The sequence below is a fragment of the Oerskovia douganii genome, assembly GCF_015142735.1.
Taxonomy (GTDB): Bacteria; Actinomycetota; Actinomycetes; order Actinomycetales; family Cellulomonadaceae; genus Oerskovia; species Oerskovia douganii.
Genome location: NZ_JACSPN010000001.1, coordinates 202,452 through 224,713 on the forward strand (window position 1 = coordinate 202,452; position 22,262 = coordinate 224,713).

The following is a 22,262-nucleotide window of genomic DNA, read 5'->3' on the forward strand; positions in this document are numbered from 1 at the left end:
AGGCTCCCGGGCCCGGCCCGTCGCTGTCCCCGGCGGGGTCAGCCGGCGGTGGGCGCGTCCTGCGACTGCTCGGGCAGGCCGGGGAAGGCGCTGACGGGCGCACCCCAGGCGACCGCCGCGAGGCTCGCCTCGATCGCCAGGTCCGCGAGCGGGAGCCGCGTCCCCGCGCCCGCGTCGGCGGTCAGCGCGGCGTACGACTCGGTGAGCGAGGACTCGAGCTCGATCGCGAGCTCCGCCGTCGGGACGTCGGTCGGGACCGTGTACGCGACCCGGCGCGGGTCCTGGGCGCCGCCTGCCGTGCCCGCGGCCTGCGCCCAGGCCTCGGCTCGCGCGCGGTGCAGCACGGCACGCTCGAGCGCCGCGGCCCGTACGTCGCCGTCGGCGAGCGCGGCCCGGAGCTCGAACGCGTACCCGGCGGCGTCCTCGGCCTCGATGATGGTCGACAGGTCGGTCGCGCTCAGGCCCGTCGGCGACTCCTCGGGGACCAGCAGCCCCGTCGGGGTGACGAGCGACTCGGGCAGCGGTGTCCCGCTCGCCGCGGCGACGCGCCGGGCCGAGGCGTCCTGCGACGCCGCGATCGAGGCGACCAGACGGGCGAACGCCCCGTCCTCGGTCTGGTCGACGACGTCGCGGAGCGCCGCGCTCGACGACGCGAGCGCCTCGACGACCTCGGCGGGCGTGGCCGAGGCGGGGGTCGAGGGCTCGTCGGTCGGGGTCGGGTCGGGGTCGTCGGGGTCCGGCTCGGGCTCGGGGAGCCCGGAGTCGTAGACCCCGCCGAGCTGGGTCACGTGCTGGTCGGCGTGGTCGCCGGTCTGCGTCAGGGCGTCGAGCGCGGCCGGGTCCAGGCCCGACGACGTCGCGACCGCCGCGTCGGCGAGCCCGCCCACGAGGAGCGCCCCCTCGACCGCGACCCGGCGGAGCGTCTCCTGGGCGTCCGGGACGGGCTCGGTCGGGGGAGGGGTCTCGAGCCGGACGCCGCAACCGGCCGCGGCGAGCAGCGCGAGGGACGTGACGATCGCCACCACGCCACGTCGCGCCGAAGGGCGTCCCGGGCCGCTGCGCCGCGAAAAACATGACGAAGCGGACGCCCAGGAGGCGTCCGGGTGGGTCGGGAGGGGCTGGTGCAGGGTCGGTTCGGGAGTCATCGAGGCTGATGATGTCACGTTCCTGGCGGGCGAGTCGTTAGGCTGATCCCGTACAACAACACACCGGTCGAATCCTTGCCCGGTGGGCAGTGGGAGCCGACGGGAGACCGAGAGATGAACAAGGCGAAGCAGGCCGGGGCGGACAGGGTCCGCCAGGCCGTGGAACCGGTGGTGCGGGACGCCGACCTGTACCTCGAGGACGTGACCGTCACCCTGGCCGGGAGCCGCTCCGTCGTCCGCATCACGCTGGACCTCCCCGAGGACGCCCCGGGCAACCTCGACCTGGACCGTGTCGCCGAGGTGTCGCGCGACATCAACACCGCGCTGGACACGTCGAACGCCTTCCCGGGCGCCTACACGCTCGAGATCTCGACCCCCGGCACCTCCCGCCCGCTGACCGAGCTGCGCCACTTCAAGCGCGCCCGTGGACGCATCGTGCGTCTCGCCCTGCAGGACGGTGGGACCGTCGAAGGACGTCTGCGCGACGTCGAGGACGGGAACCTGCTGCTCACGGACGCCGCGGTGGAGTCCGTCGCGCTCGAGGACGTGGTCCGCGGAGCGATCCAGGTCGAGCTCAAGCGCGCCCTCGAGGTGGACCTCGGCCCGGAGATGGCTGTTGACGCGAACCCCGGGGCCGACGCCCCGAACGACGAGGAGGTCTGATCCATGGACATCGACATGAGTGCGCTGCGACTGCTGGAGCGCGAGAAGGACATCAGCCTCGACATCCTGGTGGCGGCGATCGAGCAGGCCCTGCTCTCTGCGTACCACCGGACCCCCGACGCCTACGCACGCGCCCGGGTCGAGCTCGAGCGCCGCACGGGCCACGTCACGGTCTGGGCGCGCGAGGAGCTCCCGGCCGAGGAGGACGAGGAGCCCGAGCTCGACGAGGACGGCGAGCCGGTCCGTCGCTACCGGGCCCCGGTGTTCGGGCCCGAGTTCGACCACACGCCCAAGGACTTCGGCCGCATCGCGACCGCGACCGCGCGACAGGTCATCGTGCAGCGCCTGCGGGACGCGGAGGACGACCAGATCCTGGGCACCTTCCGCGGCAAGGAGGGCGAGGTCCTGGCGGGCGTCATCCAGCAGGGCAACGACCCTCGCATGGTCCTGGTCGACGTGGGCGGCACCGAGGCGCTCCTGCCTCCGCACGAGCAGGTGCCGACCGAGGACTACGTCCACGGCGAGCGTCTGCGCGCCTACGTCCTGGACGTGGCCCGCGGCATGAAGGGCCCCCAGATCACGCTGAGCCGCACGCACCCCAACCTGGTGCGCAAGCTCTTCGAGCTCGAGGTTCCGGAGGTCGCCGACGGCTCGGTCGAGATCATGGCGATCGCCCGTGAGGCGGGCCACCGGTCCAAGGTCGCGGTGCGCTCGCGCGTCGCGGGGCTCAACGCCAAGGGTGCGTGCATCGGCCCCATGGGCGCTCGCGTCCGCGCCGTCATGGCCGAGCTGCACGGCGAGAAGATCGACATCGTCGACTACAGCGAGGACCCGGCGGAGTTCGTGGCCAGCGCGCTGTCCCCGGCGCGTGTGACGTCGGTCACCGTCGTCGACGCGGAGGCGCGGGCTGCTCGGGTCGTCGTGCCGGACTTCCAGCTGTCCCTCGCGATCGGCAAGGAAGGGCAGAACGCCCGGCTCGCCGCGAAGCTCACGGGGTGGCGCATCGACATCCGCTCGGACGAGGTCGAGCAGTCGGAGGCGTCCGCGCCCCGGACCGCGGACGCCTCGAACCGGGGGGACGATGCGGGCGCCGGTGACGGAAACGGGTAACACCAGGTGAGCGGGCGCGCTAGACTGTCCCTGACTGGGCCACGGGTCCGGCAACCGTCACACGACCCTTCAGGCGCTCACGCGCCCGTTCGAACGTGCGTCGGCTGCCGGGAGCGTGACCTACGGTCTGTTCTTCTCCGCCTCGTGGTGGACCAGCCCGACGTCCCGGAGCCTCGGCTCGTCGTCGACGTCGGCCGGTCGCTCCCGGGGCGCGGCGCCTGGCTCCACGATGCTCGGCGTTGCCTCGAGCTGGCCGAGCGTCGACGAGCCTTCCCCCGGGCCCTGCGTCTCGCAGGTCCTGTGGACCTCGCCGAAGCCCGAGCCCATCTCGACAGGGAAGTCTGACCTGTCGTCAGTCATCGCCAGTCATCGTCAGTCGGCGGTCCCGGCCGGCGGCGCTCCATGCGCCGTGCGGGCCGAACCGCGCCAGTACCGCACGAACACCGCACGAATCGTCGACAAGGAAGCGGGTTAGAAGCCGATGGGCACCCGATGAGTACCCAGCGATGAGCACCCAGCACTAAAGACGGTCCTCCCTGTTTCGGGTGGGCCGAGACAGGAGAGTTGTGGCAAAGGTCCGCGTCTACGAGCTCGCAAAGGAGCTCGGGGTGGAAAGCAAGACCATCATGACCAAGCTGACGGAACTCGGTGAGTTCGTCCGCTCGGCATCCTCGACCATCGAACCGCCGGTCGTCCGCAAGCTGCGGGACACCTTCCCGGCCGGTGGCACGGAGAGCGCAAGCGCTCCGGCCAAGCCCGCGCCGGCACGTCCGGCAGCCCCCAAGCCTGCCGCTGAGGCCGCTCCGGCGCCCTCTGCCCCGGCACCGGCAGCGCCGGCCCCCGCTGCACCGGCAGCGCCCAAGGCGCCTGCGCCTGCGCCGGCCCCCGCCAAGGAGGCCCCGGCGAGCCCCGCGTTCGTCGAGCCCGCCGCCGAGGCCAAGAAGCCCGAGGCCAAGAAGCCTGCGGCGCCGGCACCGGCTCCCGCCGCCGAGCGCAAGCCGTCCGCATCGCCCAAGCCTGCCGGTGGCGGCAACGCCCCCGCGCCCGGACCTCGCCCCGCTGCTGCGCGCCCCGGCGCCTCCGGCGGTGGACGTCCCGGCGCTCCGCGCCCGGGCAACAACCCGTTCGCCTCCAGCCAGGGCATGCCGCGTTCCGGCGGCGCCCCGCGCCCGGGCAACAACCCGTTCGCCTCGAGCCAGGGCATGCCCCGGCCGGGTGCGCGCCCCGAGCGGGCCGCGGACCCCGCAGCGAACGCGAACCCCGCAGCAGGCAGCACGGAGCGTTCGGGCGGCCCCCGTCCGGGTGGCCCCCGTCCCGCACCGCGCCCTGGTGCACCTCGCCCCAACCCCGGCATGATGCCGGGCCGCACCTCGATCGGTCGCCCCGGTGACCGTCCTGCTCCCGGCGGTCGTCCGGGTGGTGGCGCCGGTGGCGCCGGCGGCGGACGCGGTGGCTACGCCGGTCGTCCCGGCGGCGCCGGTGGCGGCCCCGGTGGCGGTGGCGCTCCTGGTGGTGGCGGCGGCTTCGCCGGTCGCCCCGGCGGCGGTGGCCGTGGTGGCGCCGGGCGTGGCAGCACGCAGGGTGCGTTCGGTCGCGCAGGAGGGCGCCCCGTTCGTGGGCGCAAGTCCAAGCGGGCGAAGCGCCAGGAGTTCGAGCAGATGCAGGCCCCCTCGCTGGGTGGCGTGCAGGTTCCCCGCGGGAACGGCTCGACCGTCGTGCGTCTGCGTCACGGCTCCTCGCTCAACGACTTCGCCGACAAGATCGACGCGAACCCCGCGAGCCTCGTGACGGTGCTGTTCCACCTCGGTGAGATGGCGACCGCCACGCAGTCCCTCGACGAGGACACGTTCGGCTCGCTCGCGGCGGAGCTCGGCTACGTCATCGAGATGGTCTCGGCCGAGGAGGAGGACCGCGAGCTGCTCGGGGCCTTCGACATCGACCTGGACGCCGAGCTCGAGGGCGAGAGCGACGACGAGCTCCAGGCTCGTCCGCCCGTCGTCACCGTCATGGGTCACGTCGACCACGGTAAGACGCGACTGCTCGACGCGATCCGTCAGACCGACGTCATCTCCGGCGAGGCCGGCGGCATCACGCAGCACATCGGTGCCTACCAGGTGCGTCACGAGCACGAGGGCGTCGAGCGTCCCATCACGTTCATCGACACCCCGGGTCACGAGGCGTTCACCGCCATGCGTGCCCGTGGTGCCCAGGTGACCGACATCGCGATCCTCGTGGTCGCGGCCGACGACGGCGTCATGCCCCAGACGGTCGAGGCCCTCAACCACGCGCAGTCGGCCGGCGTGCCGATCGTCGTCGCGGTGAACAAGGTGGACAAGGAGTCGGCGAACCCGGCCAAGATCCGCCAGCAGCTCACCGAGTACAACCTGGTGGCCGAGGAGTACGGCGGCGACACCATGTTCGTCGACGTCTCCGCGAAGCAGAACATGGGTATCGACGCGCTGCTCGAGGCCGTCCTCCTCACGGCGGACGCCTCGCTCGACCTGCGCGCCAACCCGGACAAGGACGCACGAGGCGTCGCCATCGAGGCGAACCTCGACAAGGGCCGCGGCGCCGTCGCGACCGTCCTGGTCCAGTCCGGCACGCTCCACGTCGGGGACGCGATCGTCGCGGGCACCGCCCACGGCCGTGTCCGTGCCATGTTCGACGAGCACGGCAACAACGTCACCGAGGCCGGCCCCGCCCGCCCTGTCATGGTGCTCGGACTCGCGTCCGTGCCCAGCGCCGGTGACACGTTCCTCGTGGCTCCTGACGAGCGCACCGCTCGTCAGATCGCCGAGAAGCGCGAGGCCGCCGAGCGCGCAGCCCTCCTGGCCAAGCGCCGCAAGCGCGTCAGCCTCGAGGACTTCGCCCAGGCGCTCGAGCAGGGCAAGGTCGAGACCCTCAACCTGGTCCTCAAGGGCGACGTCTCCGGTGCCGTCGAGGCACTCGAGGACGCGCTGCTGCAGATCGACGTCGGCGACGAGGTCCAGCTGCGCATCATCCACCGCGGCGTCGGTGCGATCACCCAGAACGACGTCAACCTGGCGACCGTGGACAACGCGATCATCATCGGGTTCAACGTCAAGTACGGCGAGCGCGTCGAGGCACTGGCGGAGCGCGAAGGCGTCGACGTCCGGTTCTACTCGATCATCTACCAGGCGATCGACGACGTCGAGGCTGCTCTCAAGGGCATGCTCAAGCCCGAGTACGAAGAGGCGCAGCTCGGCACCGCCGAGATCCGCGAGGTCTTCCGTTCCTCGAAGTTCGGGAACATCGCGGGTTCGATCGTCCGCTCCGGCGAGATCCGACGGAACTCCAAGGCGCGCGTCCTGCGTGGGGGAGCCGTCGTCGGCGACAACCTCACGGTCGAGTCGCTCAAGCGGTTCAAGGACGACGCCACGGAGGTCCGCGAGGGCTTCGAGTGCGGTATCGGCCTCGGGTCGTTCAACGACCTGCAGATCGGTGACACGATCGAGACGTTCGAGATGCGGGAGAAGCCGCGTAGCTGACGTACCTCTCCGCTGACGCCTACCCGTGAGGGGTGGCGGGTCTACCGCGGGCCTGGTGGCCCGTGCCAGACCCACCACGACCCGCCACCCCTCACGGTCGGGCGTCGGCGGAGCTGTTCGTCGGTGCACGTCGCCCGAAGGGGCCCGCCGGGGCTGACACCCCGGGGGCTCACCCTGATGAAAGGACTGGACCATGGTCGACAAGCCCAGGGCTCGGAAGCTCGCTGACCGCATCAAGGTCATCGTGGCCCAGATGCTCGACACCCGGATCAAGGACCCCCGGCTCGGGTTCGTGACCATCACCGACGTGCGCGTCACCGGTGACCTGCAGAGCGCCTCGGTGTTCTACACGGTCTACGGCGACGACGAGGAGCGCGCCGGGACCGCCGCGGCGCTCGAGAGCGCCAAGGGGATCATCCGGTCGGAGGTCGGCAAGCAGACCGGCATCCGCCTCACGCCGTCGATCGACTTCCACCTCGACTCCGTGCCGGAGACCGCGGCGCACCTCGACGTCGCTCTCCACGAGGCCGCGCGTCGCGACGCCGAGCTCGCCGCGCTGCGCGAGAAGGCCACGTACGCCGGCGACGCCGACCCGTACAAGAAGCCCGCGGCCGACGACACGGACTCCGACGAGGTCGCACCCGCCTGACGTCGGCGGTGCACCGCGCCACGAGCGATCGGGCAGGTGCCGCACGACGAGAACCGCGCAACGGCCGGTCCCCGCTCGGGGACCGGCCGTTGCGCCGTCCGACCCGAGCACGCCGCGTGCCCGGCAGAAAACGCCGGACGCAGAGCCCGACCCCCGAGGACCCCGATGACGCAGGACCAGAAGCCGGTGCGCGAGCGCCGCCCCACCGCCCCCGACGGCCTCGTGATCGTCGACAAGCCGCAGGGACTCACGAGCCACGACGTGGTGGCGCGCCTGCGCCGTCTCGCCGGGACCCGCAAGGTGGGCCACGCCGGCACGCTCGACCCCATGGCGACGGGTGTCCTGGTCCTGGGGATCGGGCGCGCCACCAAGCTGCTCACCTACGTGGTGGGCGCGGACAAGGAGTACACCGCGACCATCCGGCTGGGCGCGGCCACGTCCACGGACGACGCCGAGGGCGAGACCACCTCGCGCGCGGACGCCTCGGCCGTGACGCGCGAGGCGATCGACGCGGGAGTCGCGCTGCTGACCGGATCCATCGAGCAGGTGCCGAGCTCGGTGTCCGCGATCAAGGTCGACGGCAAGCGCGCGTACGCGCTCGTCCGCTCGGGGGAGCAGGTCGAGCTCAAGGCCCGCCCCGTGACGATCTCGCGCTTCGACGTCCACGACGTGCGGCCCGTCCCTGCGGCCGGGCCCGACGACGCTCCCGCGCTCGACGTCGACGTCACGGTCGTGTGCTCGTCGGGCACGTACATCCGTGCCCTCGCGCGCGACCTGGGCGAGGACCTCGGCGTCGGGGGACACCTCACGGCCCTGCGCCGCACGCGCGTGGGCGGGTACGGGATCGACGGCGCCGCGACGCTCGAGGAGCTCGAGGCGCAGGTCGAGCGTGACGGCGTGCTCGCGACGCTCCCGCTCGCGGACGCCGCCCGCGCCACGTTCCCGGTGCGCGACCTGACCGCCGAGGAGCGCAACGCGCTGTCGTACGGCAAGTGGGTCGACCCGTCGCCGCAGGACGCGACGACGGCCGCGATCGGCGACGACGGATCCCTCGTCGCGCTGCTCGAGAACGTCGTGCGCGAGGGCAAGCACAAGGCCAGACCCGTGATCGTGTTCGCCCCGGCGTGAGCCCGAGCCCGTCCGACGGGTGACCGCCCCCCGGTTCGATGGGGAACACCCGGGCGAGACGTGGCAACCTTGACCAGGCGCGCCGTGGGTGCGCGCCGTCGTCGGGCCTGGTGAGCGGGCCCGCCTCACACACATCTCGAGGAGTACGCGTGCACCTGTGGACGGACCTGGACCAGGTTCCGCCGGGATTCGGACCGTCGGTCGTGACGATCGGCAACTTCGACGGCGTCCACCGCGGCCATGCCGAGGTGCTCGGCCGCATCGTGTCGCTCGCCCGCGAGTCGGGTTCGCAGGCCGTCGCGGTCACGTTCCACCCGCACCCCGCGATGGTCCACCGGCCCGAGCAGGCGCCCGAGCTCCTGACCGGGATCGCGGACCGCATGGAGCTGCTGGAGGGCACGGGCCTCGACGCCGTGCTGCTCGTCGAGTACACGCTCGACTTCGCACGGCAGACGCCCGAGGAGTTCGTGCGGACCTACCTCGTCGACGGGCTCGGCGCGCAGACCGTCGTCGTGGGCCACGACGTGCGGTTCGGGCGCGACAACTCGGGCAACCTGGCGACCATGGTCGAGCTCGGCGGCACGTACGGCTTCGCGGTCCGGGCGATCGACGACGTCGGGACGGTCACGTCGGGCGACGGGGAGCCGGCGGTGCCCAGCGGGCGCTGGTCCTCGACCGAGATCCGCGGCCTGCTCGAGGACGGCAAGGTCCGCGAGGCCGCCGCGCTGCTCGGCCGGCACCACCGCGTGCGCGGCGTCGTGATCCACGGCGACGCGCGCGGGCGCGAGCTCGGGTTCCCCACCGCCAACCTGGGCGACATCACGGGCATGATCCCGGCCGACGGCGTGTACGCGGGCTGGCTGCGTCGTCCCCAGCTCCTCGCGGCAGACCCGGGGAACTGTGACGGCGTGCTGCCCGCAGCCATCTCGATCGGCACCAACCCCACGTTCGACGGCGTCGAGCGCCGCGTCGAGGCCTACGTCCTGGACCGCACCGACCTCGACCTGTACGACGAGGAGGTCGTCCTGGAGTTCGTCGAGCACCTGCGCCCCACGCTGCGCTTCGACGGGATCGACGCGCTCGTGGAGACCATGCACGACGACGTCGCGCGAGCCCGCGTGATCCTCGCCTCGGGCGCGAGGACGCCTGCGCGGACCTCCCCCGAGCCGAGCGGGCCAGGTGGACCGGGCGGCGTCGGCGCGTCCACGACCGGGGCGGGGGAGTAGCCGTGTCGGTCAAGAGGCAGCCCGTCCTGGAGACCCGAGCCTTGCGCGTCGGGTACGCCGAGGCACCCGTGTGCGCGCCCGTCGACCTGGCCGTCCGGCCGGGCGAGCTGTGGGCGATCATCGGGCCCAACGGCAGCGGCAAGTCGACGCTCCTGCGTGCGCTCCTGGGGGTGCTCGCGCCCCTGTCCGGCAAGGTCCTGGCGTTCGGGCGAGACGTGGACGAGCGCGAGCGCGACTTCCGCGCGAAGGTCGTCGGGATCCTGGACGACGACGCCTACTTCCCGGGACTCACGGCGCGCGAGCACCTGGTCCTGACCGCGCGCGGCCACGGGGTTGCGGGTGCGGGCGAGGTCGTCGACGAGCTGCTCGACCGCTTCGGTCTCGGCGAGCAGTCGGGCGCCATGCCGACCGAGCTGTCCTCGGGGCAGCGTCGACGCCTCCTGCTCGCAGCCGGGTTCGCCCGCCCGCGCGAAGTCCTGGTCCTCGACGAGCCCGAGCAGCGGCTCGACCCCGGCATGCGCGCCGACCTGGCCCGCATCCTCGTCGAGGAGGCCGGTCGCGGGGCCGCGGTGGTCTTCGCGACGCACGACCCCGACCTGGTCGAGCGCACCGGAGCCCGCGGGCTCCTGGTCGGCGACGACGAGTGCGTGCGCCTGGGGCACCAGGCGGCGCTCGAAGCGCTCGCCCAGGTCCGTTGAGGATCCGGCGATGAACGCGGCGCGCGGCAAGGGCAGGAAGCACCCGAGCGGGAAGCCGACGTCGGGCCACGCGGCTGCGAGGCCCGCGTCGCACGACGGTGCGCACGGCGCTGCCCCGGGCGAGCCCTCGGGAGGCACGTCGCCCGAGCCCGCGCCGCCCACCCCGCCCCGGGCGCCCCTGCCGCTCCTGACGACCGACCCCGACGAGGAGTTCTCCGGCCGGGAGATCCGGCGCCTGACCGCGCGCGTCACGGCGTCGCGTGCCGACGCCGGACCGGGCGAGCTGTTCGGCGACGTCGCGTACGTCGTGGTGTCGGTCGCGATCTCGGCGTTGTTCGTCGTGGGGGCCGCGAACGTGCTGCGTGAGACGCTCTTCGTCGAGCCCGCGGGCGGTCGGCCCCCGGTGCTGACCCCGGCCACGATCCAGGCCCTCGCCTCGGTCGCGCTCCTGGCCCTCATGACCGGCATGGCCGTGCGCCTCGGCCCCCTGGGGACGGGGAGCGCGGGGGTGCGGTGGTGGGTCCCGATGCCCGTCGACCGTCGAGGGCTGCTGACCCCGTCCTACTGGCGCGGGGTCGCGGTGGCGGTCCTCCTCGGAGCAGGCGGGTTCGCGATGATCGCGCTCGCGTCGGGCGGTGATCCCGGGGTGGCCGGTCGCAGCGCGGCCCTCGGCGCCGCAGCGGGCCTGCTGCTCGTGGGTGTCGCCGGGCTCATCCAGCCCCGGACCCGGGTCGCGGCCGCGGCCGCCCGGGTGAGCGACGTCCTGATCGCTGCGGTCCCGGTCGCCGGCGTCGTGCTCGTCGCCGCGGGCTGGTCCGACCTGCGCGAGCTGTCCGTCCCGGCGTGGGCGATCGGGGCGCTCGGCGTCGGCGCCCTGGCCCTCGCGGTCGTGTGGTGGCGGCGTCTCGAGGCGCTGGGCGCCCAGGTCTTGCGTGCGCAGAGTGCGGTCGCCGACCAGGCGGGCGGTGCGATCCTGTCGCTCGACACGCGCGAGCTCGGTCGGGCGCTGAGCCGGGCGGGGTCGACGCGCGGAGGCAGGAACCGCAGGCTCGCACGCTTCGCGACCGTGCGCGGGCCGGTCACCGCGCTCGTCGCGGCAGACCTCACGCTCCTGCGCCGCAGCCCCTCGGCGCTCGCCCAGCTCGTGGGCCTGACCGCACTGGTGATCGTCGCCCAGCAGGTGCCCGCGTTCGAGGGCGGGTTCGGGCTGTTCGTGCTGCTCGTCGTCGCGGGCTTCCGCGGCGCCCAGCTCGGCGCCGAGGGCGCGCGCACCGCCGAGATGGTGCCCGCTCTCGACGCGATGATGCCGCTCTCCGCGCGCGACGCCCGGCTGGCGCGCACGGTCGTGCCCGCGCTGACCGCGCTCCTCGCCCTCGTCGTCGGGATCGTCCCGCTCGTGCTGAGCACGGGCGACCCGCTGTGGGTGGCGCTCATCGCGGTCGTCGCGGTGGGCATGGGGGCCGCAGCGGTCCGCTCCGCCTACCGCAAGCCGCCCAACTGGTCCGGCCCGCTCATGGCGACCCCCGCCGGCGCGCTGCCGACCGGAGCCATGTCGATGGTCTCGCAGGGGCCCGACGTCGCTGTGCTCGGCGCCATCCCGCTGGGAATCTGTCTCCTCGTGGGCACCCCCACCCCGACCCTGATCGTGTTCCAGGGGATCGCGGTGTGGATCGCGCTCGCCGTGGCGTCGCACGTGCGGGCCGTGGGGGCCAAGCCGCTGCTCGGCTGAGCGCGCCCGGATGCGCGCCAGGCGCGCTTGCCGGGGAATTGCAGAAGAGTCCTGGTTGGTTCTCGTGTCCTGCCACCACCGCTGACTGGATCTTCGCTGAGAGCCGGCTTGGGCCCGCCCGCAGGGGGTGTGGGTTTCGGTCTGTGCCGGTCATCGATGATGGGTGCGTGGCTTACGGAGCGGCGGCCAGTGGTCTCGTCGTCCTTCTCGCATATAGGTTCATGGGGCGCGCTTCAGGACTCGGCGTCGATCGCGCACAAGCCTTCATGTTCTGGTGCCCCGCAACGTTGGGTTGGGTCGATGTGACCGGCGGTGGTAACTTCGGCCGGATTGACCTCGAGCGGCCTCTCGTTCGTAAATGGCTGTGCAAACGGAAGGCTGGGAAATGAACAGGCGATGTGGGCTTCCTATGGTGCTGGCGGAGTGGGGGTTACAACTCTTGGGGTAGGCGCCGGCGCAACGACGTTGTTTCGGTCGGTTGGCTCGGAACTGCCATATCTTAACTATGCAATGATCGAAGTTTCGGGGTGGGCGATTGGCAATGGGGTGGGTTCTGGATAGAGGTATAACGATGGCCAAATAACACACGGGGAACATTGGAAGGTGTTTGGATGAGGGACCGTGACCACTACGCTGTGGCGCACTTGCGTGCGGCAAGGACACGCAGGGTCGGTGCTGTAGTCGCGTTTGCGATGTCGATTATTGTGGCCGCAATGGGGGTCTTCTCTGGAGAGTGGGGACTTGTTGTTCTCGCCCTGTGGGGCGGAGTGCCGGGAGGGCTCGTGACTTTCCATGGCGCGGTTCGACGCTGGCCAAAGCTGCGGGGGGAGAGCGGGGGTAGGGGAGGTAGGCGCCTCCGCTATGGAGCACTCCTTTGTGGTTCGCTGATCCTTGCTACCGCTGGTGGGATGATCTGGGGGCATCTCTTCGCGGCGGCTCTTGGTGTTTGCGTGTGGGGGATGGAGTTTCTCCTGGGGAGAGAATTGGCCTCTCATGCTGGAGCCGTGGATCGTGATTGACCTGCCTGTACCAGCCCCAGCGGAGCGCCATGGCCTTGCCAGTGTTGTCGGTCCAGGACGCGATCACACGGTACGGGTCGTTCACCCCACGGACGGCGTTGCTCGCGCGGCAGAGCACTTCCTGAGAGATCCGCGGCAGCGACTCCTTCGGGCGGGTAGAACGCGATCGGGGTGCGACGGGCGCTCCCGCCGGCCGGAGGACCGGTCAGCGCCGTCGGTACCGAGATCGAGATCGCTGCAGACGACCTCGAGTTCTATCCGACCGGCATCTAGAAGAGCCGCGAGCGTCGACGCGAACTGAGTAGAGTTCCGCGTGTACGCGTGGTGCGTCGGTGGGTTGAGACCGCCGGGCATCCGTCTTGCCGGGCAGGCTCGACAGCACGATCCGAGTCGACGTCCCGGATGCGGCGTGACGGGTACCGGGGTTCATCCAGGTGATCGTGGCTGACGTGGACCCGATCTCTGGGCAGCAGAGACCGGACGGTGGCATCAGGTGAGGGGACGATGAGGTTGCGCGGTATCGAGCGGTGAATATCGACGAGCTAGGGCAGAGAGCCATTCGTCAGGCGGAGAAGACTCGCAAGGTCGCCATAGTGGGTAACTTTGTGCTCTCGTTGACGATGGTGACCATAGGGTTCGCGAGCGGCGAGTGGGGGGTTGCCGCGATAGGACTATGGGGAGGTGCTCCGGTGGGGGTGGCATCACTCAGGCTCGCGGTCTTGCGCTGGCCGAAGCTCGGAGCGGAAAGCAAGGGGCGGAGAGTCGGTCTGTATGTGTTGGCGTTGATCTCTTCCTTGGCTCTCGTCACGCTCGTCGGCGCGCAGCTGAGCTACGCAGCCATGGCGGTTCTCAGCCCGTTCGTCTGGGGGTTCGAGTTCCTGCTCGGGCGTGACCTGGCAGTGAGGGAACTCGGCAGGGTGAAGGAGCCGGCAATCAGCAGGATCGCCTAGGGGCGCGCGCAACGGGTTGACGGGACGCGGGCGATCAGGGGCCTCGCTCTGCACCCTTGTTTCGTGTTCCGGCTGCACGCCCAACGATCGTGCGGCGCGAGGGCTGCCCTCCTCAGGCCCGCGCCACCGCACCCTCGCCCGCCCCCACGAGCCGCCCGTCCGCCAGGTGCACGCGTGCGTCGACCGAGTCGAGGGTTGCCTCGTCGTGGGTCACGACGATGGTCGCGGCACCGGTCTCGCGGGTCAGTCGCGTGACGAGCTCGATGATCTGGATGCCACGTGAGTGGTCGAGTGCCGACGTGGGCTCGTCGACGAGCAGGACCTCGGGGTGGTTCATGAGGGCCCGGGCGATCGCGACGCGCTGGCGCTGACCGCCGGAGAGCTGGCCGGGCCGCTTGGCGGCCACGTCGCGGAGCCCGACGGCCTCGAGCAGCTCGAGCGCCCGGTTGCGGTGCGTCGAGGGCCGCTCGCCGCGCAGGTGGCTCATGAGCTCGAGGTTCTCGAGCGCTGTGAGCGACGCGATGAGCTGCGGCTGCTGGAACACGATCCCGATCCGGTCGCGCCGCAGCCGCGCCGCGTCCGCGGACACGGCCGAACCTGCCGTCGGACCGCCGTCGGCGGGGGCGTTGACGACGTCGTCGCCGATACGCACCTCTCCGGACGTCGGGGTCGTGAGGGTCGCCGCCACCGCGAGGAGCGAGGACTTGCCCGACCCTGACGGGCCGAGCACCGCGGTCGTGGTCCCGGCGGGGACGGTCAGGGAGACGTCGTCCACAGCGGTGACGGTCGACTCGCCGTCGGGGTAGACGAGGGTGATGTGATCGAGCATGAGGTCCATGGTGTGCCTTTCAGGAGCAGGTTCAGGAGCAAGGAGCGGAGCGCGTCAGCGGGCGGCGAGCGCAGCGTGCGGGTCGATGCGCGTGATCCGGATGATCGCCGCGACGGCACCGACCGTTCCGAGGACCACGAGGATGAGCGCGGGCAGGAGCGTCGTGGCGGGGGAGACGACGACGGGCATGACCTGGGCCGCGAGGGCTCCGGCCCCGGCGGCGAGCGCGGTCCCGACACCGACGCCGAGCACGAGCAGGACGAGCGCCTGGCCGATCGCGTCGCGCAGCAGGTAGGAGGTCGAGGCGCCGAGCGCCTTGAGCACCGCGATGTCGCCGGCCCGGTTGATGGTCCACACGGTGAAGAACGCGCCCACGACGAGGGCCGAGATCGCGAGCAGGAAGCCCTGCATCATGGTGAGCGACATGTTCTCGGCCGAGAACGAGCTGACGGCGGCGCGCGCCCCCATGGGCGTGAGGGTCGCGGTGCCGGTCTCGTCCGCCGCCGCGGCGAGCGCGGAGTCGCTCGGGTCCCCGGTGATCGCGACGACGGTCGCGACCTCGTCACCGGACGCTCCGCCGCCTCGTGCGCCGACGGTCTGCCAGTCCGACAGGTCCACCCAGACGACGGGCGTGTGCGAGAAGTCGGCCTGGGTGTCGAGCACGCCCGCGACGGTCAGGGTCAGGGAGCCCAGCGCGACCTCGTCGCCCTCCTGGGCGCCCAGGTCGTCGGCCGCGCCGCTCGACAGCAGCACGGTCCCGGGGGCGGCCTCGGCGTCGTCGGGCACGAGCCCTGAGCCCGCGCGCGAGCCGAACGCGGTGACGGCCGCGGTGGTGCCGGCCTCGCCGTCCGTACCCGCGGTGACCGAGGCGCGCGTCGTGGCGATGCCCAGGGGCTCGGCCGAGTCGACGCCGTCGACCGCGGCGAACGCGTCCCACTGCGCGGCGTCGACCTGGGACTCGGTGAACGACGGCTTGGCGTCACCGGTCACGGTGAACGCGAGGCTGTCGACCGGGAGGTCGGTGACGCCCGACGTGCTCGCGCGGGCCAGGCCCGCGGTGAGCGAGGCCAGGAAGCCCACGAGGAACGTGATGAGGACGATGACGGTGGACATGAGGACGAAGCGTCCCCGGGCGAAGCGCAGGTCGCGCAGCGCGACGAACATCAAGAGCCTCCGGTGGTTGGCGTGGAATCGATCTGCGTCCAGCCTCCCGCCGGAGCGCGCCGCGCGGATCGGGCCCGTGGATGCTCCTGCCGGGCCGGGAGGCGGGGCCGAGGATCAACCTTTCGATGGATCGCCCGCGGCACGTCGCGCCCGCCGCGTGGCTAGGGTGGCGATGTGAAGCCTCGCGCCGTGATCTCCGCAGCCCTCGGGCTCCAGATCGCGCTCGACGTGCTCCTGGTGGCCCTCGTGGGCCTCGCCGTCGGCTCCCGCTGGGCCGAGGCCCTGAGCACCGGGGGACTGGACGCCGGGGCGTGGGGCGCGCTCGCGTGCGGCCTGGTGCTCCTGGCCGTCTACGGCGTGGGGCGCTCGCGGATCAACGTGCGCGACACCGCGGTCGACGCCCCGCGCGGCGCCTGGTGGCCCGTGGGGGCGTGGGTCGCGGCTCTCGTCGTGGGGTGGGCGCTCCTGCTCCTCCTGACGCCGGTCGCGCTGTGGATCGCGTTCCCGCTCATGTTCCTCGAGATGCACGTGCTCGGGCCGCGCCGGGGGACCGTGGCCGTGGCCGCGACGACCGCGTGCGCGATCGGCGGCGCGATCCTGGGCGGGCAGCAGCTCGTGGGCTCGATCCTCGGCCCGACGTTCGGCGGCCTCGTCGCGATCGCCGTCGTCCTGGGGTTCGAGACGATCGTGCGCGAGTCGCAGGGGCGCCAGGAGCTCATCGACGACCTGGTCCGCACGCGAGCGGACCTCGCGGCCTCGGAGCGCGAGGCCGCGGTCGCGACCGAGCGCGAGCGCCTCGCGCGAGAGATCCACGACACGCTCGCGCAGGGCTTCTCGTCGATCGAGCTGCTGCTGCGCGCGGCGGACGCCGCGCTCGAGGAGGTCGAGGAGCCGGGCGCGTTCGCCGAGGGCGCCCCCGGCCCGACGGCGGCACGCACCGCACGTGGCTACGTCACCCGGTCGCGGCTCGCCGCGCAGCAGAACCTCGCCGAGGCGAGGCGCTTCGTCCGCGACCTCGCGCCCGCCGACCTGGAGTCGGCCACGCTCGTCGGCGCGCTCGAACGCGTCGCCGAGCGCACGGCGCAGGCCGCCGCCGACGACCTGCGCGTGACCGTCGACGTCTCCGGTCAGCCCCGTCCGCTGCCCGTGCCGGTGGAGACCGCGCTGCTGCGGATCGCGCAGTCCGCGCTCGCCAACGTCGTGCAGCACGCGGGAGCCTCGCGCGCCGCCGTCACGCTCAGCTTCCTCGGGGACGCCGTCGCGCTCGACGTCGTGGACGACGGGCGAGGGTTCGACCCGCTCGCGCTCCCCTCACCGCACCCGGCCGCGGAGGGAGGCTCCGCCGTCGGGCCGCAGGACGGCCCCGGGGGGACGGGCGTCCCCGCGCGCGGCGAGCGCCGCGGCTTCGGTCTCACCGCGATGCGCTCGCGCGTCGCCGAGCTCGGGGGGACGTTCTCGATCGAGTCCTCGCCGGGTGAGGGGACCGCCCTCGCGGTCCATCTCCCGCTCGACCCCCAGGAGGCCTGGTGACCATCCGCGTCGTGCTGACCGACGACCACCCCGTGGTCCGTGCGGGGCTGCGTGCCGTCGTCGACGCCGAGGACGACATGGAGGTCGTCGACGAGCTGGCCACGGCCGAGGAGCTCGTGCGCCGGGTCGGGGCCGGGCTCGAGGCCGACGTCGTGCTGCTCGACCTGCGCTTCGGCGAAGGCCGCATGGGCGGCGCCGAGGCCGCGCGCGAGGTCGTGCACCTGGGCGGGCCGCCCGTCCTGATCCTCACGACCTACGACTCCGACCAGGAGATCCTCGCCGCGATCGAGGCCGGCGCGACGGGCTACCTGCTCAAGGACGCCCCGACCGACGAGCTGACCGCCGCGATCCGCGCCGCGGCGGGCGGGCAGGTCGCGCTCGGGCCCAGCGTCCAGCGGCGCCTGCTCGGCCGCATGCGGGCACCGGGCGTCTCGCTCACGCTGCGCGAGCTCGAGGTCCTGGGGCTCGTGGCGCAGGGCTGCTCGAACGACGAGGTCGCGCGGCGGCTGTTCCTGTCGAAGGCGACCGTGAAGTCCCACCTGGTCCATGTGTACGAGAAGCTGGGCGTGGACTCGCGCACGGCCGCGGTCGCCGAGGCCAGGCGGCAGGGGCTGCTGGGGGAGTGAGGTCGCACGCCCAGGCAGCGTCGTCGTACGCTCGTCGAGGGGACCGGGCTCGCCGTCCCGCGAGGTCAGGCCGGGGCTCCGGGCAACCCTGCTAGACTATGGGCGCCGTCAGAACGGCCGCGGAGGCTGGTCAAGCCTGCCGAAGAGCCCAGGGATGAAGCCCTGGAGCGCCGCGCAACGAACACCACAAGGAGAGCCGTGCCCCTCGACACTGCCACCAAGCAGCGCATCATGACCGAGTACGCCACGAGCGAGGGCGACACCGGTTCGCCCGAGGTCCAGATCGCGATGCTGACGCAGCGCATCAAGGACCTCACCGAGCACCTCAAGGAGCACAAGCACGACCACCACAGCCGTCGTGGCCTGCTGCTCCTCGTCGGCCAGCGTCGCCGTCTCCTCGGCTACCTGCAGAAGGTCGACATCAACCGCTACCGCAGCCTCATCGAGCGCCTCGGTCTGCGTCGCTGACACCCCCTGACTCAGCCCGGTCCCGGACGGGACCGGGCTGGTCCGGTGTGAAGTACCCGTAAGAAACCCACGCCGCCAGCCTTTCGTTCGGTCCTCGGTAGTGGCTCCCGGAACCCGCCTCGAGCGGGAAGACCGTGGGCCTCGATCGAAGACCGCCGAGCGTCGAGTGGATGCACCCTCGACAGGCACCGAAGGCGGCACTTCGAGAGTGAGGAGGGCACCCGTGGAGGGTCCCGAGATCGAATTCACCGAAGCAACGATCGACAACGGTCGCTTCGGAACCCGTACCGTCCGGTTCGAGACCGGACGCCTCGCACGTCAGGCCGGTGGCGCAGCCGCCGCCTACCTGGACGGCGAGACCATGCTGCTGTCGACCACGACGGCCGGCAAGCACCCCAAGGACCACTTCGACTTCTTCCCCCTGACGGTGGACGTCGAGGAGCGGCAGTACGCCGCCGGCAAGATCCCCGGTTCGTTCTTCCGTCGTGAGGGCCGCCCCTCGACCGAGGCGATCCTGGCCTGCCGTCTGATCGACCGCCCGCTGCGCCCCCTGTTCGTCAAGGGCCTGCGCAACGAGGTCCAGGTCGTCATCACCGTGCTCGCGATCCACCCGGACGACGCGTACGACACCCTGGCCATCAACGCCGCGTCGATCTCGACGCAGCTGTCCGGCCTGCCGTTCTCCGGCCCGATCGGCGCCGTCCGCGTCGCACTGATCGACGGCCAGTGGGTCGCGTTCCCCAAGTACTCCGACAAGGAGCGCGCCGTCTTCGACATGGTCGTGGCGGGGCGTGTCGTGGGTGACGACGTCGCGATCACCATGGTCGAGGCAGAGGCCACCGAGGGTTCCTGGAACCTCATCAAGAACGAGGGCGTCGGCGCCCCGACCGAAGAGGTCGTCGCCGAGGGCCTCGAGGCCGCCAAGCCCTTCATCCGCGTGCTCGTCGAGGCCCAGCAGGAGCTCGCGGCCAAGGCCGCCAAGCCCGTGCAGGACTTCCCGACGTTCCCGGACTACCAGGACGACGTCTACGCCGCGGTCGAGGCCGCAGCGACGGCCCGCCTGGGCGAGGCCCTGAGCATCGCCGACAAGCAGGACCGCGAGAACCGTCTCGACGAGATCAAGGCCGAGATCCAGGCCGAGCTCGCCGAGGACTTCGCGGGCCGCGAGAAGGAGATCTCCGCCGCGTACCGCTCGGTGCAGAAGAAGCTCATCCGTGCGCGCATCCTCACGGACGGCTTCCGCATCGACGGCCGTGGGCTCGCGGACATCCGCACCCTGTCGGCCGAGGTCGAGGTCCTGCCCCGCGTCCACGGCTCGGCGATCTTCGAGCGCGGCGAGACCCAGATCCTGGGTGTCACCACGCTCAACATGCTCCGCATGGAGCAGCAGCTCGACACGCTCTCCCCGGAGACGCGCAAGCGCTACATGCACAACTACAACTTCCCGCCCTACTCGACCGGCGAGACCGGCCGCGTGGGCAGCCCGAAGCGTCGCGAGATCGGGCACGGCGCCCTCGCCGAGCGCGCGATCGTGCCGGTGCTGCCGAGCCGCGAGGAGTTCCCCTACGCGATCCGTCAGGTCTCCGAGGCCCTCGGGTCCAACGGCTCGACCTCGATGGGCTCCGTGTGCGCCTCGACGCTCTCGCTCCTCAACGCCGGTGTGCCGCTGCGCGCAGCGGTCGCGGGCATCGCGATGGGCCTCGTCTCCGACACCGTCGATGGTGAGACGCGCTACGCAGCGCTGACCGACATCCTGGGTGCCGAGGACGCGTTCGGCGACATGGACTTCAAGGTCGCCGGTACGCGTGAGTTCATCACGGCCATCCAGCTCGACACCAAGCTCGACGGCATCCCCGCGTCGGTCCTGGCCGGTGCGCTGACCCAGGCCCGCGACGCGCGCCTGACCATCCTCGACGTCCTCAACGAGGCCATCGACGTGCCCGACGAGATGAGCCCCAACGCTCCTCGCGTCATCGCGGTCAAGGTCCCCGTGGACAAGATCGGCGAGGTCATCGGCCCCAAGGGCAAGATGATCAACCAGATCCAGGAGGAGACGGGCGCGGACATCTCCATCGAGGACGACGGCACCGTGTACATCGGTGCCACCGACGGCCCCTCCGCAGAGGCCGCCCGCGCGGCGATCAACGCGATCGCCAACCCGCACGTCCCCGAGATCGGCGAGCGCTTCGTCGGCACGGTCGTCAAGACCACGTCGTTCGGCGCCTTCGTCTCGCTGTCCCCGGGCAAGGACGGTCTGCTGCACATCAGCCAGATCCGCAAGCTCGTCGGTGGCAAGCGTGTCGAGAACGTCGAGGACGTCCTGTCGATCGGCCAGAAGGTCCAGGTCGAGATCGGCGAGATCGACCCGCGCGGCAAGCTGTCGCTGCACGCGGTCGTCGAGGGCTCGGACGACGCCCCCGCGGATGCCGAGGCACCTGCCGGGGACGACGCCTGACGTGCCCTGGAACCTTCCGCTCGTCCCCTCGGGTTCGCCCGAGGGTGAGCTGACCGCCGGGCAGGACGGTGCGACGATCCGTCGCTCCGTCCTGCCCGGCGGGGTTCGGGTCCTCACCGAGTCGATGCCGGGCCTGCGCTCGGCGACCGTCGGAGCGTGGGTCGGTGTCGGCTCGCGCGACGAGACCGACGGCCACTTCGGCTCCACGCACTTCCTGGAGCACCTGCTCTTCAAGGGAACTGCCCGCCGGTCCGCGATGGACATCGCCGAGGCGTTCGACGCCGTCGGCGGTGAGGCCAACGCGGCGACCGGCAAGGAGCACACCTGCTACTACGCACGCGTGCTCGACTCCGACCTGCCCATGGCGGTCGACGTCATCACCGACATGGTGACGTCTGCGCGCCTCGACGAGGACGAGCTCGAGACCGAGCGCGGCGTGATCCTCGAAGAGCTCGCGATGAACGACGACGACCCGTCGGACGTCGTGCACGAGGAGTTCGCGCAGGCCGTCCTGGCCGGGCACCCCCTGGGGCGCCCGATCGGCGGCACGCCCGACACCATCAACGCCGTGCCGCGCAGCGCCGTCTGGGAGCACTACCAGTGGCACTACCGTCCGGAGACGCTCGTCGTCGCCGCGGCCGGTGGGGTCGACCACGACACGCTGTGCGAGCAGGTCGCGACCGCGCTCACCACGGGCGGCTGGGACCTCGACCCTGCGGGGACCCCGCGGGCCCGCCGCGACAGCGCGGACGTGCAGGGCGTCGGGATCGAGGGCGTCGAGCTCACGATCCGCCGCACCGTCGAGCAGGCCAACGTCATCATCGGTGGCACGGGCCTGTCCGCGACGGACGACCGCCGGTTCGTGCTCTCGGTGCTCAGCGCCGCCCTCGGCGGTGGCATGAGCTCGCGGCTCTTCCAGGAGATCCGGGAGAAGCGCGGGCTGGCGTACTCGACGTACTCGTTCGCGTCGGGCCACGGTGGCATCGGGACGTTCGGCCTGTACGCGGGCTGCGCGCCCTCGAAGGTCGACCAGGTCACCGAGCTCATGACGTCCGAGCTCGAGAAGCTCGCCGAGTCCGGCATCACGCAGGCCGAGCTCGACCGGAGCATCGGTCAGCTCTCCGGCGGACTGGTGCTGGGCCTGGAGGACTCGGGCTCGCGCATGAGCCGCCTGGGCAAGTCCGAGCTCGTGTTCGGGGAGCTGCTGAGCGTCGCGGAGTCGCTCGAGCGGATCCGTTCGGTGACGTCCGACGACGTGCGCAAGCTCGCGGAGGAGCTCGCCTCGCGTCCGCGCTCGACCGTGCGCGTGGGCCCTTTCGGGGACTGAGTCTCACAGCGTGAACGAGGAGGGCCGGTGCGCATCA

The 22,262-nt window shown here is 72.0% G+C and carries 18 protein-coding genes; 15 read left to right on the forward strand and 3 right to left on the reverse strand.

The features are described from left to right. Positions 1-38: 38 nt before the first annotated feature. Entirely contained in the window at positions 39-1,022 is a 984-nt protein-coding gene (locus tag H9623_RS00880; protein WP_193718200.1) for a DUF4439 domain-containing protein, read from the reverse strand. Positions 1,023-1,259: 237 nt separating this feature from the next. Between H9623_RS00880 and H9623_RS00885 the strand changes: the two genes are divergently transcribed. The 10 genes from H9623_RS00885 (at position 1,260) to H9623_RS00930 (ending at position 13,826) form a co-directional block, all read left to right on the forward strand. Then, positions 1,260-1,808, forward strand: coding sequence for a ribosome maturation factor RimP (locus H9623_RS00885; protein WP_227747946.1), 549 nt, complete (start codon positions 1,260-1,262; stop codon positions 1,806-1,808). Between the two features lie 3 nt (positions 1,809-1,811). Further along, entirely contained in the window at positions 1,812-2,918 is a 1,107-nt protein-coding gene (gene nusA, locus H9623_RS00890; protein ID WP_193718201.1) for a transcription termination factor NusA, read from the forward strand. Positions 2,919-3,065: 147 nt separating this feature from the next. Next, positions 3,066-3,263, forward strand: coding sequence for a YlxR family protein (locus H9623_RS19880; RefSeq protein WP_321575205.1), 198 nt, complete (start codon positions 3,066-3,068; stop codon positions 3,261-3,263). A 221-nt stretch (positions 3,264-3,484) separates the two neighbouring features. Then, the gene (infB, locus tag H9623_RS00900; protein ID WP_193718203.1) at positions 3,485-6,427 is read left to right on the forward strand and encodes a translation initiation factor IF-2; all 2,943 of its coding nucleotides are present in this window, start codon (positions 3,485-3,487) and stop codon (positions 6,425-6,427) included. Positions 6,428-6,620: 193 nt separating this feature from the next. Continuing rightward, positions 6,621-7,076 (forward strand): 30S ribosome-binding factor RbfA, encoded by a 456-nt coding sequence (gene rbfA, locus H9623_RS00905; RefSeq protein WP_193718204.1) that lies wholly within the window; start codon positions 6,621-6,623, stop codon positions 7,074-7,076. Between the two features lie 165 nt (positions 7,077-7,241). Then, a complete protein-coding gene (truB, locus tag H9623_RS00910) occupies positions 7,242-8,204 on the forward strand; it encodes a tRNA pseudouridine(55) synthase TruB (protein ID WP_193718205.1) in 963 nt (320 codons plus the stop codon). A gap of 149 nt (positions 8,205-8,353) precedes the next feature. After that, a complete protein-coding gene (locus H9623_RS00915; protein WP_193718206.1) occupies positions 8,354-9,430 on the forward strand; it encodes a bifunctional riboflavin kinase/FAD synthetase in 1,077 nt (358 codons plus the stop codon). Positions 9,431-9,432: 2 nt separating this feature from the next. After that, positions 9,433-10,128 carry an ABC transporter ATP-binding protein gene (locus tag H9623_RS00920; protein WP_193718207.1) on the forward strand — a complete coding sequence of 232 codons (696 nt, stop codon included), beginning with the start codon at positions 9,433-9,435 and terminating at the stop codon, positions 10,126-10,128. A gap of 10 nt (positions 10,129-10,138) precedes the next feature. Beyond that, positions 10,139-11,857 (forward strand): DUF6297 family protein, encoded by a 1,719-nt coding sequence (locus H9623_RS00925; protein ID WP_193718208.1) that lies wholly within the window; start codon positions 10,139-10,141, stop codon positions 11,855-11,857. Positions 11,858-13,403: 1,546 nt separating this feature from the next. After that, complete coding sequence (locus tag H9623_RS00930) at positions 13,404-13,826, forward strand: hypothetical protein (RefSeq protein WP_193718209.1); 423 nt, start codon at positions 13,404-13,406, stop codon at positions 13,824-13,826. Between the two features lie 112 nt (positions 13,827-13,938). On the opposite strand, the gene H9623_RS00935 is transcribed toward H9623_RS00930, so the two are convergent. Then, positions 13,939-14,655 (reverse strand): ABC transporter ATP-binding protein, encoded by a 717-nt coding sequence (locus H9623_RS00935; protein ID WP_227747947.1) that lies wholly within the window; start codon positions 14,653-14,655, stop codon positions 13,939-13,941. 54 nt (positions 14,656-14,709) lie between these two features. Next, on the reverse strand, positions 14,710-15,819 hold the full coding sequence (locus H9623_RS00940) for an ABC transporter permease (RefSeq protein ID WP_193718211.1): 1,110 nt from the start codon (positions 15,817-15,819) through the stop codon (positions 14,710-14,712). A gap of 174 nt (positions 15,820-15,993) precedes the next feature. Between H9623_RS00940 and H9623_RS00945 the strand changes: the two genes are divergently transcribed. The 5 genes from H9623_RS00945 (at position 15,994) to H9623_RS00965 (ending at position 22,225) form a co-directional block, all read left to right on the forward strand. Continuing rightward, a complete protein-coding gene (locus tag H9623_RS00945; protein ID WP_193718212.1) occupies positions 15,994-17,349 on the forward strand; it encodes a sensor histidine kinase in 1,356 nt (451 codons plus the stop codon). Then, positions 17,346-17,975, forward strand: coding sequence for a LuxR C-terminal-related transcriptional regulator (locus tag H9623_RS00950; protein WP_193718213.1), 630 nt, complete (start codon positions 17,346-17,348; stop codon positions 17,973-17,975). The genes H9623_RS00945 and H9623_RS00950 overlap by 4 nt, the downstream gene beginning before the upstream one ends. A gap of 198 nt (positions 17,976-18,173) precedes the next feature. Next, positions 18,174-18,443: a 30S ribosomal protein S15 gene (gene rpsO, locus H9623_RS00955; protein ID WP_030150575.1), complete on the forward strand. Its 270-nt coding sequence runs from the start codon at positions 18,174-18,176 to the stop codon at positions 18,441-18,443. A gap of 223 nt (positions 18,444-18,666) precedes the next feature. Continuing rightward, positions 18,667-20,898 carry a polyribonucleotide nucleotidyltransferase gene (locus H9623_RS00960; RefSeq protein ID WP_193718214.1) on the forward strand — a complete coding sequence of 744 codons (2,232 nt, stop codon included), beginning with the start codon at positions 18,667-18,669 and terminating at the stop codon, positions 20,896-20,898. A 1-nt stretch (position 20,899) separates the two neighbouring features. Continuing rightward, positions 20,900-22,225 (forward strand): M16 family metallopeptidase, encoded by a 1,326-nt coding sequence (locus H9623_RS00965; RefSeq protein WP_193718215.1) that lies wholly within the window; start codon positions 20,900-20,902, stop codon positions 22,223-22,225. Positions 22,226-22,262: the final 37 nt, after the last annotated feature.